Origin of the sequence: Paramicrobacterium humi (assembly GCF_900105715.1) — a bacterium.
Lineage (GTDB): Bacteria > Actinomycetota > Actinomycetes > Actinomycetales > Microbacteriaceae > Paramicrobacterium > Paramicrobacterium humi.
In genome coordinates this window covers 771,202-784,213 of record NZ_FNRY01000001.1, presented here as the reverse complement: position 1 = coordinate 784,213, position 13,012 = coordinate 771,202, and the positions used below count along the sequence as shown (strand labels likewise).

12 protein-coding genes are annotated in these 13,012 nt (G+C 70.4%); 9 read left to right on the top strand and 3 right to left on the bottom strand.

Translation table 11 applies throughout. The annotated features are described in order from the left end of the window. The first annotated feature begins 1 nt into the window (after position 1). A complete protein-coding gene (locus BLV49_RS03920; protein ID WP_091180063.1) occupies positions 2 to 1,177 on the top strand; it encodes an AMP-binding protein in 1,176 nt (391 codons plus the stop codon). 39 nt (positions 1,178 to 1,216) lie between these two features. Continuing rightward, entirely contained in the window at positions 1,217 to 2,218 is a 1,002-nt protein-coding gene (locus tag BLV49_RS03915; protein WP_091180060.1) for a 1,4-dihydroxy-2-naphthoate polyprenyltransferase, read from the top strand. A 9-nt stretch (positions 2,219 to 2,227) separates the two neighbouring features. Here BLV49_RS03915 and BLV49_RS03910 read toward each other — a convergent pair whose 3' ends face one another. Continuing rightward, a complete protein-coding gene (locus tag BLV49_RS03910; RefSeq protein WP_091180055.1) occupies positions 2,228 to 2,488 on the bottom strand; it encodes a DUF4229 domain-containing protein in 261 nt (86 codons plus the stop codon). Positions 2,489 to 2,594: 106 nt separating this feature from the next. Between BLV49_RS03910 and BLV49_RS03905 the strand changes: the two genes are divergently transcribed. Both BLV49_RS03905 and menD read left to right on the top strand, forming a co-directional pair. After that, entirely contained in the window at positions 2,595 to 3,026 is a 432-nt protein-coding gene (locus BLV49_RS03905; RefSeq protein WP_091180053.1) for a PLDc N-terminal domain-containing protein, read from the top strand. After that, a complete protein-coding gene (gene menD, locus BLV49_RS03900) occupies positions 3,019 to 4,737 on the top strand; it encodes a 2-succinyl-5-enolpyruvyl-6-hydroxy-3-cyclohexene-1-carboxylic-acid synthase (RefSeq protein ID WP_176980708.1) in 1,719 nt (572 codons plus the stop codon). Before BLV49_RS03905 ends, menD begins: the two co-directional genes overlap by 8 nt. 75 nt (positions 4,738 to 4,812) lie before the next feature. Here the strand turns inward: menD and BLV49_RS03895 are convergent, their stop codons facing one another. Next, positions 4,813 to 6,054, bottom strand: a complete 1,242-nt coding sequence (locus BLV49_RS03895) for an isochorismate synthase (protein WP_091180048.1) — start codon at positions 6,052 to 6,054, stop codon at positions 4,813 to 4,815. Between the two features lie 57 nt (positions 6,055 to 6,111). On the opposite strand from BLV49_RS03895, the gene BLV49_RS03890 reads away from it, so the two are divergent. The 5 genes from BLV49_RS03890 (at position 6,112) to BLV49_RS03870 (ending at position 11,491) form a co-directional block, all read left to right on the top strand. Beyond that, a complete protein-coding gene (locus tag BLV49_RS03890; protein ID WP_091180045.1) occupies positions 6,112 to 6,822 on the top strand; it encodes a demethylmenaquinone methyltransferase in 711 nt (236 codons plus the stop codon). Between the two features lie 113 nt (positions 6,823 to 6,935). Beyond that, the gene (locus BLV49_RS03885) at positions 6,936 to 7,937 is read left to right on the top strand and encodes a polyprenyl synthetase family protein (protein ID WP_091186731.1); all 1,002 of its coding nucleotides are present in this window, start codon (positions 6,936 to 6,938) and stop codon (positions 7,935 to 7,937) included. Positions 7,938 to 7,971: 34 nt separating this feature from the next. Further along, positions 7,972 to 9,330 carry an FAD-dependent oxidoreductase gene (locus tag BLV49_RS03880; protein ID WP_091180042.1) on the top strand — a complete coding sequence of 453 codons (1,359 nt, stop codon included), beginning with the start codon at positions 7,972 to 7,974 and terminating at the stop codon, positions 9,328 to 9,330. 43 nt (positions 9,331 to 9,373) lie between these two features. Then, a complete protein-coding gene (locus BLV49_RS03875) occupies positions 9,374 to 10,384 on the top strand; it encodes an alpha/beta hydrolase (RefSeq protein WP_091180039.1) in 1,011 nt (336 codons plus the stop codon). A 63-nt stretch (positions 10,385 to 10,447) separates the two neighbouring features. Then, positions 10,448 to 11,491 carry a hypothetical protein gene (locus BLV49_RS03870; protein ID WP_091180036.1) on the top strand — a complete coding sequence of 348 codons (1,044 nt, stop codon included), beginning with the start codon at positions 10,448 to 10,450 and terminating at the stop codon, positions 11,489 to 11,491. A 1-nt stretch (position 11,492) separates the two neighbouring features. Here BLV49_RS03870 and BLV49_RS03865 read toward each other — a convergent pair whose 3' ends face one another. Continuing rightward, entirely contained in the window at positions 11,493 to 12,923 is a 1,431-nt protein-coding gene (locus BLV49_RS03865; RefSeq protein WP_091180033.1) for a PucR family transcriptional regulator, read from the bottom strand. Positions 12,924 to 13,012: the final 89 nt, after the last annotated feature.

Below are 13,012 nucleotides of genomic sequence, written 5' to 3'. Positions count from 1 at the left end.
CATGACGCGCAACCTCGTCGCGGTCGCGGCGGCCGAGCCCCTCCACCTCATGCACGCCCTGCGGGGGGCGCTCGATCGCTCGGGCCCCGCCGTCCTTCCGCTGCGGGCGGGCGCGGAACGCAGCGCGAACGGCCTCGAGATCGGCGCCGACATCGACCTGCCCGAGGCCCCGCAGGCGACGGCCGTCGTGATCCAGACCTCGGGCTCCTCGGGCGTGCCGAAGAACGTCTCGCTCAGCTGCGACGCCCTGCTGGCTTCCGCCTCGGCGAGCGAGAGCGTGATGGGCGGACCCGGCCAGTGGCTGCTCGCCCTGCCCGCGCACTACGTCGCGGGACTCCAGGTTCTCGTCCGCTCTCTCGCGGCCGACACGACTCCCGTCGTGCTGCCGCCCGGCCACTTCGACGTCGCGGCGTTCGTCGCCGCATCGCGCGAGCTCACGGGCGAGCTGCGGTTCACATCGCTCGTGCCGACCCAGCTCATGCAGCTGCTCGAGACGCGCGTCGGCGTCGCGGCGCTGCGCCGCTTCGACGGCATCCTCGTCGGCGGCCAGGCCGTGCCATTCGCCGTGCGGGACCGCATCGAGCTCCTCGGCCTCCCGGTGTTCCGCACGTATGGCTCGAGTGAGACGGCGGGCGGCTGCGTCTACAGCGGCCGTGCGCTGCCCGGCGTCGAGATCGGAATCGTCGACGGCCAGGTCGAGCTCACCGGTCCCATGCTCGCTGACGGCTACTTGAGCGGCGATGGCACTATCGACCGCGAGCTCACGGACGACGTCTTCGTCGAGCGGCACGGTCAGCGCTGGTACCGCACAGGAGACCTCGGCGAGCTCGTCGACGGAGTGCTCCACGTTCTCGGTCGTGCCGACAACGTCATCATCTCCGGCGGCATCAACGTCAACCTCGACCGCATCGAGCGAATCGTCCGTGGCATCCGCGGCCTCGAGGAGGCGGTCGTCGTCGGCGCGCAGCACGAGCGGTGGGGTGAGGTCCCCGTCGTCGTCGTCGCCTCCGACGCGTCGGCACGACTCGATCAGGTTCGGGATGCCGTCGGCGAGGCTCTCGGCGCCCCCTCCCGTCCCGACCGCATCGTCGTGATCGGCAGCATCCCCGTGCTGCCCTCGGGCAAGCCCGACCGCCAGGCCCTCACGCGGGCGGTGGCCACGCACCCGGAGTCATAGCCGGGTTTAGTAAAGTTGCCGCGGAGCAGGAGGACGTTCGTGGCAGCGAAACAGCAGAAGTCGGCCCAGGCAGCGAAGAAGAACGGCGCGGCGCGGCCCGTGGCCCGCAAAGGCAGGGGCAAGAGCGGCAACCCCGCCGCCCGCCCGCTGCAGCACGTGAAGCCGGCGACCATCGGCGACTGGATCGGCGCCGCCCGCATCCCCACACTGCCCATGTCGCTCGCGCCCGTCCTCGTCGGCACGGGCGCCGCTCGGCTCGCGGGCGACCCGGGGGAGTTCCACTGGGCGCGGGCGCTGCTCTGCCTCATCGTCGCTTTCGCGCTGCAGATCGCCGTGAACTACGCCAACGACTACTCCGACGGCATCCGCGGCACCGATAAGCACAGGGTCGGACCCGGCCGGCTCGTCGGCAGCGAAAAGGCGTCCCCGCGCTCGGTGCTCATCGTCGCGCTCGTGTTCTTCGCGATCGCCGCCGTCGCCGGAATTCTCATCACTATCGCGACGACGCAGTGGTGGCTGCTCGCCGTCGGGGCGGCGTGCATCGCGGCAGCCTGGTTCTACACGGGCGGCAAGCGGCCTTACGGCTACTACGCGCTCGGCGAGCTGTTCGTCTTCATCTTCTTCGGCCTCGTCGCGACCCTCGGCACCATGTGGGTGCAGGTCGGCAACGTCAGCCAGGAGGCCATCTACGGCGCCGTCGGGGTCGGCCTCATCTCGACGGCAGCGATCCTCGTGAACAACCTGCGCGACCGCGAGACCGACAAGCTCTCCCGCAAGCACACGCTCGCTGTGCTGCTCGGCGGGCTCGGCACACGCATCGTGTTCATCGCGATGCTGCTCGTGCCGTTCGTCATCGTCGCGTTCATCGCGCTGTTCTACCAGGCGCTGTGGCTCGCGATGTTCGCGCTTCTCGCGGGCCTGCCCGCGTGCCTCATCGTCGCGACGGCGCGCACAGCGAAGGAGCTCGTGCTCGCGCTCAAGCTCGTGGGCCTCACGCAGCTCATGTACGGAGTCGCGTTCTTCGTCGCGTTCTCGTTCTAGCCGGTCCGGCTAGAGGTTGTCTTCGACGTCCTCGTCGCTCGGCGCATCCGGGTGGTGCTCCGGGGTTCCGTGCCGCTTCTCGTAGAGGCTGTGCGACACCTTCTCACGCGAGCGGCGCAGGAAGATGAGCGACACCGCGAAGCCGACGAGTGCGGCGATGATCGCCGAGTACCACTCGTTGAAGCCCAGAAGCAGAAGGATCACGAGCGGAACGATGAAGGCGAGGAGCCGAAGCACCGTGTAGCTCACGGCGGGAGGGATGCGGGACACGACTCAAGTCTAGGTCGGCGACTCTTGTTGTCCGCTGGGACGCCGGCGACGCTCGTCCCACGGAACCGCCCAGCACATTAACGGTCGCAGTGGCTACCATGAGGGCATGGCACGTTTGCTCTTCATCCTGATCCCGTTGATCGTCGCCGTGACGATCTACACGGTGGTCGACTGTGCCATGATCGACGCTCGCCGCGTGCGCGGTCTCTCGAAGCCCGTGTGGCTCGTGCTGATCCTGCTGCTTCCGGTTATCGGGCTCGTGCTCTGGTACATGATCGGCCGCGGTCACGCGTCCCTCGCCCGCGACCTCGCACCCGACGACGACCCTTCGTTCCTCGGCGAGCTGCGCCATGACGTCATGCAAGACGACCGCATCCGGCAGCTCGAAGCCGAGCTCGCCGCCCTCGACGACGAGACCGACATCATCCGTCCGCGCGACGAGAAGAAGAAGCCGCGCACGAACCCTGCGCCCGATGTGGACGAGGGACACGAGAACGAGCCGGGTCACCGCACGGATCCGAACAGCAAGGATGCCTGAGGGCACATCACCCGCGACAGCGGCATCCCTCGCCCTTCTGAGCGAACTCACCGCACGCGGCCTGCGTGACGTCGTCGTCAGTCCCGGCTCCCGCTCCCAGGCGCTCGCGCTCGCCGCCGCCGCCCTCGAGACCGCGGGCGCCCTCACGGTCCACGTGCGCATCGACGAACGCTCCGCCGCGTTCTTCGCGCTCGGCCTCGCCGTCGAGACCGGCGTTCCCGCCGCGGTCATCACGACGAGCGGAACGGCCGTCGCGAACCTCCACCCCGCTGTGCTCGAGGCGCACCACTCGATGGTCCCGCTCATTCTGCTCACCGGCGACCGGCCGAGCGAGCTGCGCGGCATCCGCAGCAACCAGACCACCCGGCAGCCCGGCATGTTCGCATCCGCTGTGCGCCTCGAGCGCGACGTGGAGGCGCCGACGGGATCCGCCGCCGACGTGCGCCGCGCACGCGACCTTGCCGCCGAGGCGATGGCCGCGGCGGCAGGCGACTCGCTCTCCGGCGCGGGTCCCGTCCACCTCAACCTCGCCTTCCGCGAACCGCTGTCGTCGGCGCTCCCACCCGTCGAGATCGAGCGTGCGCTCGGCGAGGCGACCTCGTCCCGTTCCACCGAGTCGGATGCCGCTCCCGCGACGCCCGCGCGGCGGCCGCGCGTGCTGCTCGAGCGCGGCCCCCGCACCGTCGTCATCGCCGGGCACGCGGCCGGTCCGGCCGCCGAGGAGCTCGCGCACGCGGGCGGCTGGCCGCTGCTCGCCGAGGTGACGAGCGGCTCGCGCTACGGTCGCAACCTCGTCGTGCCGTATCGCGTGCTGCTGCGCGAGCCGGAGCTCGGAGGCCGCATCGAGCGCGCCATCGTCTTCGGCCACCCCACGCTCAGCCGAGAGGTCCCGGCGCTGCTGCAACGCGAGGACGTCGAGGTCGTCGTCGTCGCCCCGCACGGCGACGACGTCTACGACCCCGGCCGAACGGCGCGCGCCGTCTCCGCGGCATCCGTCGCCGAAGGCGCCGCCGACCGCGCGTGGCTCGGCGCCTGGATCGTCGCCGCCCGCGAACTGCTCGCCGCGGCCGATCTCGACGCGGCGCCCTCGCTCGAGGACGGGCACTCGCACGATCCCGAGGCGCGGCTGCGGTTCGCGAAGACGGAGTTCGAGGCCGTGCGCGCCCCCGTCGACCGCGCCCGGCTCGTCGACGCCGTCTGGCGGGCGACCTGGCCGCACGACCGGCTCGTGCTCGCCGCGTCGCGGCTCATCCGCGAGGCCGACACGCGCGTTCTCGGCAAGAAGATCCGCGTGCACGCGAATCGCGGTCTCGCGGGAATCGACGGCACGATCGCGACGGCGCACGGAATGGCGACGGCGAGCCAGCGGGAGTCCGACATCGGAGTCACGCGGGTCCTCCTCGGCGATCTGGCGCTGCTGCACGACGTCGGCTCGCTCCTCGGCGGGCACGACGAGCCCTGGCCGCGGCTGCAGCTGATTGTCGGCAACGACCGTGGCGGCACGATCTTCGACGGACTCGAGGTCGCCGCGTCGGCGGATCGGACCGCGTTCGACCGCGTGCAGTACACCCCGCACGACGTCGACATCGCCGCCCTCGCGACGGCGTATCACTGGGACCACGTGCGCGCCGTCACGCGCATCCAGCTCGATCAGGCGCTCACGTCGCCGCGCGATCGGCCCGTGATCATCGAGGTGCCGCTCGAGCGCTGAGCGGATTCCGCTGTCGCGAAGTGCTCGGGAGAGCGCTTGCAGAGCGCACTGTGCGACAGCGGAGCGGCAGCCGGCTCAGCCCTCGAGCGCGTCGGTGATGGGCCGGAACTTGATGCGCGTCTCGACGAGCTCCTTCTCGGGCGTCGACTCCTCGACGATTCCGCAGCCGGCATACGCGGTGAGCTGGTCGCCGTCGAGCTGGGCGCAGCGCAGCGCGATCGCCCACTCACCGTCGCCGTCGGCGCCCACCCAGCCGACCGGTCCGGCGTAGCGGCCCCGATCGAAGGGCTCGAGCTCGTCGATCAGGTCGATGGCGGTCTCCGTCGGCGCACCGGCGACCGCCGCGGTGGGGTGCAGCGCGGCGATGAGGTCGAGCGACGACGCGCCGTCGCTCAGCGCCCCCTCGATGTCGGTCGCGAGGTGCCAGAGGTTCGGCAGCTTGAGCGTGAACGGCACTTCGCTCGCGGCGAGGTGCGACGTGTGCGGCTGCAGTGCGCGGACGACGCTCTGCACGGCGAACTCGTGCTCGTCGTTGTCCTTCTGCGACGTCGCGAGGCCGACGGCGGCCTGCTCATCGGCGTCGGGCCCGTCGCCGCGCGCAGTCGTGCCGGCGAGCACGCGCGCCGAGACCGTTCCGCGCGTGACGCTCACGAGCGTCTCGGGGCTCGAGCCCATGAGCCCGTCCACCGCGTACGTCCAGCAGTCCGGGTAGCCGAGAGCGAGATCGAGAAGCAGGCGGCGCACATCGGCCCCCTGCGGGACGCCGCCCACGAGGTCGCGCGCGAGCACGACCTTGTCGAGCTCTCCCGCGGCGATGCGCTCGATCGCCGCCGCGACGTGTTGCGTGTACGACTCGGGGCTCTCGAGCCCCGGCCGGAAGTCGACGGCGAAGTCCTCGCCGACCGTCTGCGCGGTCACGGCGGGCGCGGCAACCGACTCGCCCTCGATGCGCACGCGCGTGACCCAGTGCTGGCGGCCGCGACGGCCGATCACGACGCGCGGCACGATGAGCACGCTCGACACCTCTGAGCGCGCCGAGAACGCGAAGGCGCCGAAGGCGACGAGGCCGGTGCCGGGGAGGTCCAGCGGGTCGGTGACGTGGGCGGATGCCGCGAGCCGGCGCCACGCGGCGGCGGCATCCGTCATGCGGGTCTCTCCGGAGAACTCGAGCCGAAGCGCCTCACCCACGCCGACGACGCCGTTGCCCTTGCGCAGCCAGATGAGGGGCTGATCGACGGGCGTGTAGGGAATGAGGAGGGAGATGTCATCGACGGGGGTGGTGCCGACGACCAGCCTCGGCGTGTCGGGGGTGGTCACTCCTCAAGCCTACGCTGGCGCGGGAAGGCCGTCGGCGTCGACGCCTACACTGGGAGCATGAGCAACAAGGCGGATCTCGACAAGCAGCCGGCGCAGGTCTCTGCCATGTTCGACCAGGTCTCCGACAAGTACGACCTGACGAACGACGTGCTCTCCGTCGGCAACGACAGGCTCTGGCGCATCGCGACAACCCGGGCCGTCGCGCCGACGCCGGGGGAGCGCATCCTCGACCTCGCGGCGGGCACCGGCACCTCGAGCGCCTCGCTCGCCCGCAGCGGCGCCTTCGTCGTCGCCGCCGACTTCTCACCCGGCATGATCGCCGTGGGCCGCCGCCGTTATGCCGGGGTGCCGAACATCGAGTTCGTCGAGGCCGACGCGACGGCCCTGCCGTTCGAGGACGACGAGTTCGACGCCGTGACGATCTCGTTCGGGCTGCGCAACGTCGTCGACCCGCAGAAGGCGCTCACCGAGATGCTGCGGGTCACGCGGCCCGGCGGGCGCATCGTGATCTGCGAGTTCTCGACGCCGCCGTTCGCGCCGCTGCGCGCCGCCTACAACCTGTACATCGCGAAGATCATGCCCGCGATCGTGCGGCTCGTGAGCTCGAACTCCGAAGCCTACGACTACCTCAACGACTCGATCCGCGCGTGGCCCGACCAGAAGCGCCTCGCGGGCTGGCTGCGCGAGGCGGGCTGGCGCAGCGTGCGCTACCGCAACCTCACGGCCGGCATCGCAGCGCTGCACCACGCCGTGAAGCCGCAGCAGTAGCGGCATCCCTTCGCACTGCCGACTCAGGAGTTCACGGATAGGGTAGTGGGGTGGATGTGAGCACGACCCCGCGCGACACTCGACTGTCACGTCAGCTGGGCCTGACCGAGCGCATGATGATGTCGCCGCAGATGCGGCGCGTCGTCGCGACCGTCGACGACGGTCTCGTCGAGATCGAGCGGCAGCTCACCGACGACCTCGGCTTCACCGACCCCGTCGCCGACACCGCGAGCCGCTACCTGCTCGAGGCCGGCGGCAAGCGCGTGCGCCCCATGCTCATCCTGCTCACCGCGCAGCTCGGCGACGGCAACACGCAGGAGGTGTTCGACGCGGCGAAGGCGATCGAGATCACCCACCTCGCCTCGCTGTACCACGACGACGTCATGGACCTCGCCGACCGGCGCCGCGGCGTGCCGAGCGCGCACACCGTGTGGGGCAACTCCGTCGCGATCCTCACGGGCGACCTGCTGTTCGCCCGCGCGAGCAAGCTCATGGCGAACCTCGGCGAGCGGGCCATCCGGCTGCAGGCCGACACCTTCGAGCGGCTCGTGCTCGGCCAGCTGCACGAGACCGTGGGACCGCAGCCCGGCGACGACGCTGAAGCGCACTACATCCAGGTGCTCGCCGACAAGACCGGCTCGCTCATCTCGACGGCCGCCCGCGCGGGCGCCCTGTTCGCGAACGCGCCCGAGGAGTACCAGGACGCCCTGCGCGAGTTCGGCGAGAAGATCGGCGTCGCGTTCCAGCTCGTCGACGACGTCATCGACCTCTCGCCGCAGCCCGAGGAGACCGGCAAGGTGCCCGGAACCGACCTCCGGCAGGGCGTCGCGACGCTGCCCATGATCTATCTTCGCCAGTCGGCGCTGACGGATGCCGCCGACGCGGAGCTCGTCGCCCGCATCGACGCCGACGTCGAGGACCCCGCTGCGGCGGCATCGGATTCGTTCACCTCCGCCATCGCCGAGCTCTACGCGCACCCGGTGACCGAGCGCACGCGCGCGGAGGCGAAGCGGTGGGCGAGCGAGGCCGTCGCGGCCCTCGAGGTCGTGCCGGACGGGCCCGTGCGCCAGGCGCTCACCCAGTTCGGCAACCGGCTCGCCGACCGACGCCGCTAGCGACACCTGCCGCAGGGCAGAGCAAAGGACACACGTGACACAGCTGAGACTCGCCGTGATCGGCGCGGGCCCCGCCGGCATCTACGCCTCCGACATCCTGCTGAAGGCCGAGCGCAAATTCGACGTCTCCATCGACCTGTTCGAGCAGCTGCCCGCACCGTACGGGCTCGTGCGCTACGGCGTCGCGCCCGACCACCCGCGCATCAAGGGCATCATCAACGCCCTTCGCGACGTGCTCGATCGCGGCGACATCCGCATCTTCGGCAACGTGCGCTACGGCGACGACATCACGCTCGACGACCTTAAGTCCCACTACAACGCCGTCATCTTCGCGACCGGCGCCGTGCGCGATATGAACCTCGAGATCCCCGGCGTCGATTCCGAGGGCTCGTTCGGCGCCGCCGACTTCGTCAATTGGTACGACGGGCACCCCGACGTGCCGCGCGACTGGCCGCTCGACGCCTCGAGCGTCGCCGTGATCGGCAACGGCAACGTCGCCCTCGACGTCTCGCGCATCCTCGCCAAGCACGCCGACGACCTGCTGCCCACCGAGATCCCCGACAACGTGTACGCGGGTCTCAAGAACTCGGCTGTCACCGACGTGCACGTGTTCGGCCGCCGAGGTCCCGCGCAAGTGAAGTTCACGCCCCTCGAGCTGCGCGAGCTCGGCGAGCTGAACGACGTCGACATGGTCCTCTACGACGAGGACTTCGACTACGACGAGGGCTCGAAGCAGGCCATCGCGAGCAACAAGCAGGTCATGGTCATCGATCGTGTGCTGCAGAAGTGGCGCGAGCGGGAGACCGGTCAGGCGTCGCGGCGACTGCACTTGCACTTCTACGCGAAGCCGCTCGAGGTCGTCTCCGACGACGCGGGTCACGTGAGCGCGTTCCGCTACGAGCGCACCCGGCCAGACGGCGAAGGCGGCGTCGTCGGCACGGGCGAGATCCGCGAGGTTCCCGTCGGCCAGGTGTACCGCGCGATCGGCTACTTCGGCTCGCCGCTTCCCGGCATCCCGTTCGACAAGCGCCTCGGCATCATCCCCAACCACGAGGGGCGCGTTCTCGACCGCAAGACGAACGAGCAGGTGCACGGCGTCTACGCCACGGGCTGGATCAAGCGCGGACCCATCGGCCTCATCGGGCACACGAAGTCCGACGCCATGGAGACCGTGTCGCACATCATCAACGACCAGAGCAGCTGGTGGTCGCCCGAGCACAGCGACGACCAGGCGATCGTCGACCTGCTCGACGAGCGGGGCGTGAAGTACACCGACCTCGACGGCTGGCACAACCTCGACGCCCACGAGGTCGAACTCGGCAGGCCGCACGAGCGCGCGCGCATCAAGGTCGTGCCGCGGGAGGACATGGTGCGCATTTCGCGCGGCGAGTAGTCGCCGGCGACCGGATGCCGCCCGGCTTCGCTAGCCTGAGGGCATGGTGAGCTGGCGGCCCGACGTGCTCGGCGAGAAGTACGAGCAGACCACGCTCGAGCTCGAGCCCGACGCGCAGGGCGAGGTGGTCGCCACGCTCGTGCGGCGCACGCGGTCGCTGTGGCAGCGGCTCGCGGCATCCGTCCGCCCGCTCTCCGACGTCGACGTTCTGTATGTGCACGGCTGGGCCGACTACTTCTTCCAGACCGAGCTCGCCGAGCTGTGGGAGCAGCTGGGCGCGCGGTTCCACGCCCTCGACCTGCGCAAGTACGGCCGCAGCCTGCGGGAGCACCAGACGCCCGGCTTCATCAGCGACCTCGCTACGTATGACGAGGATATCGACGCGGCGCTCGAGGTCATGGGGCACGCGCCGGATGCCGGGAACGGACGCCGCCTGATCGTCATGGCGCATTCGACCGGGGGACTGACGATGAGCCTCTGGGCGCACCGGCACCCCGGCCGCGTGGCGGCGCTCGTGCTCAACAGTCCGTGGCTCGAGTTCCAGATCGGCGGCGTCGGCCGCGAGGTGCTCACGCCCATGCTCGAGCTCGGCGCGCGCATCAGCCCGCTGCGCTCGCTGCCGCAAGTGGACTTCGGGTTCTACACGCGCACGATCTCGAACCGGTTCGAGGGAGAGTGGGAGATCGACCCGCGCTGGCGGCCCGATCAGGGCGCGGCGACGCACTCCGCGTGGCTCGCCGCCGTGTTCGCGGGGCAGCGGCGGGTCGCCACGGGGCTCAGCATCGACGCGCCCGTGCTCGTGCTGCTCTCGAGCCGCTCGACGATCCAGCGCACCTGGTCGGAGCAGATGCGATCGAGCGACATCGTTCTCAACGTCGACGAGGTCGCGCAGCGCGTTCCCCAGCTCGGCTCGTGCGTCACGCTCGTGCGGCTCGACGGCGCCCTGCACGACGTGCTGCTGTCGGCGAAGCCCGTCCGTGAGAAGGCGAAGGGCGAGATCCACCGGTGGCTCGGGGGCTACGGACGCAAGCCGAAGTCCGGCGATGCTGACTGAGAGGACGCGCCGGGAACAACTGCCCATGGATTCCGTCGCCGTCCGCCCGATAGCGTTGCCACCATGTCGGGAAACGAGCAGCCGCGTGACGCGTCGGACCACGAGCACCAGGGATGGCAGCCGGTTCCGCCGCCGGTGAACCCGCCGCCGGCGTACGGCATGCCGCCGTCACCTCGCTCCGTCTCCCCTCAGCAGGCCTCCGTGCGCAGCGCGCTCGCCGTCGCCGCGTTTCCGTTGGCCTTCGGTGCCACCACGACGATCATCGGTGCGATCGTGACAGGAATCTACGGGCCTCCCATTCTCACCATCGTCATCGGGCTCGCGGCGACCGTTGCCTTCGTCCTCGGCGCCTTCCTTTCCCTCACGTTCATCCGCCCGCTGCCGAGCGCGGCTCCTGTGGCGTCCGAGGTGGCCCCGCTTGCCGCCGCGGGCGCTCTCGGTGCGGCTCTCCTTCTCGTGGTCCAGCTCGCGTGGATGACGATCATGGGATTGTGGCGGTACGGCGCCGCCTCAAGCATCGTCGCCGCGATCGTTTCGGCGCTCCTCTTCTCCTTCGTGCTCGCACTCGGTGCGCTCGTGCACCGGGCCCACCGTCGCCCCGCTGAACTGCGCGCGGGAGTGCCCGCACCTCCGGAGACGGGCGCGCTTGCTCTCAATGCGGTGCTCATCGCGCTGGTCGGCATCGGAGCGGCAGCCGTGCTGACTGCATTCGGCGTTGTGCTTTCGGCGAGCGGCATCATTGCGGCCGTCGCGCTCGTCGTGCGGGCGGTGATCTTCAGTGCGGTGGCACTTGTCGGCCTGATTCTGCTGAAGCCGCTCAGCCGTGCGACGGGTTACAAGGACGTCGTGATGAGCGCCGCGATTGGCGGCGGACTCGGCACGATTGCTCTGCTGGTCGTCGACGTGATCGTCGCTGTGGTCCAGTTCGTCCCTGCCAGTTTCCTGCTCTACACGCTCAGCGGGGCGATCAGCGATGGCATCATGTACACCGGCGTGCTCGCTGCCGCCGTGTTTGCGGTGATGTTCTGGCGGGCCGAACGCGGGACGGCGGCCCGCCGAACGCCCGATGTTCCGCCCCATGGGGCGCCAAACCCGCTGCAGCCGTAGGTCACAGGTCGAGGGCGAAGATGAAATCGGCGCGAACGCGGGCTGAGCCCAGGTCGCGTCCGGTGAGGCGTTCGACGGCGCGGACGCGATTGCGGAGCGTATGGCGGTGCACCCCGAGGCTCTCCGCCGCGGGATCCCACGCGCCGTTGTGCGCAAGCCATGCTCGCAGAGAGGCGATAAGCTGAGTGCCGTGCGCCGCGTCGCTTTCGGTGAGGGGCCGAAGCACTTCGGCGCCGATTGCCCTGGCGTCGTCACCGCGGAGCATGGACGCATAGCCGTCGTCGGCGACGGCATCGAACTCCGTGATGGTCCCGAGCCGGCACGCGCGATCGTGCGCCAGCCGCGCCTGCCTCAGGCCTTCCGCCGCGGCGGCGCTCGGCACGAGGCGGGAAAGCCCCACAGGGGCGCCCGATTGCGCGTGAAGGACCCTCGCCCAGTCGGCGTCTGATGAGAGCACGATCGTCGAGTCGCCGTCGATGGCGGCGAACAGGTCACCGGCCGTCTCAGCGGCGGGCGCGTCGCCCGTCTTGAATATGCCAACCCGGAATGAGGCCGGTATGCGGGCTCCAGCCTTGGCTGCCAGTCGTTCGGCGAGGTCTCGCGAGCCGTGCACGAGCGCCTGCCACGTCGCGCCGCGCAGCGCAGCCTCCGCGGCGCCGAGCGTGCGGCGCTGCTCGAGCGCCATGGCGGCAAGCGCGAGCACCGCAGCCACAACCCCGTGCGCCGCCGGATCGAGCGATCCCGCGATCGCGAGGACGCCGCGAAGATCGCCGCCGCGTCCGATCGTCTGCAGCTCCACGCCGTCGGAGCTCGTCGACGCCGCACGAGCTCCGCGCGTCAGCAGTCGGCTGACCTCGGCGGTCGTCGCCGGCCCGAAGATCTCCACCGAGCCCTCGCTGACGGTCAGTCGACCGCGCGCGTCGAAGAGCGCGACGGCCGAGCCCAGCTGCCGCGACAGCTCGGCGATGGCGCGTCGGATTCCGTCGTCCTGCGTCGCGGCGAGGGCGATCGCACGCTGCGCCCCGAGCGCCCAGGCGCCACGCTCCTGCGCGGCCGCAGCAACCAGGTCGGCGACGTAGCGGATGACCGCGAGGAACGGCGTGCGGTACGGCACCTCGAACAGCGGGAGCCCGGACGCTGCACACGCGTCGACGAGCGCTGCGGGAACCTCACTCACGACCCCGACGCCGAATCCCACCGCGCGGATCCCGGCCGCGGTGAGACGCTGAGCGTACGACGTCTCGTCCGTTTTTTCGAGGAACTGCTGCCCCGTGGTCAGCACGACATTGCCGTCCCCGACGAACGGGGTGGGGTCAGGCACGTCCGTTCCGGCCACCCACGAGAGTGGCGCGTCGAGCTCCTCGCTCGGCGCCGTGAGCAGCCGCAGTCCGAGATCGGTGCGCCCGAGAAGCCGACGGACGGTGATGGCCATGCGACAAGGTTATACAGATTGGCAACGCAAGAAGTCACAACTCGACAAAACGGCACTGTTCGATGGCTTCGCTCACGCCTAGTCTGTGA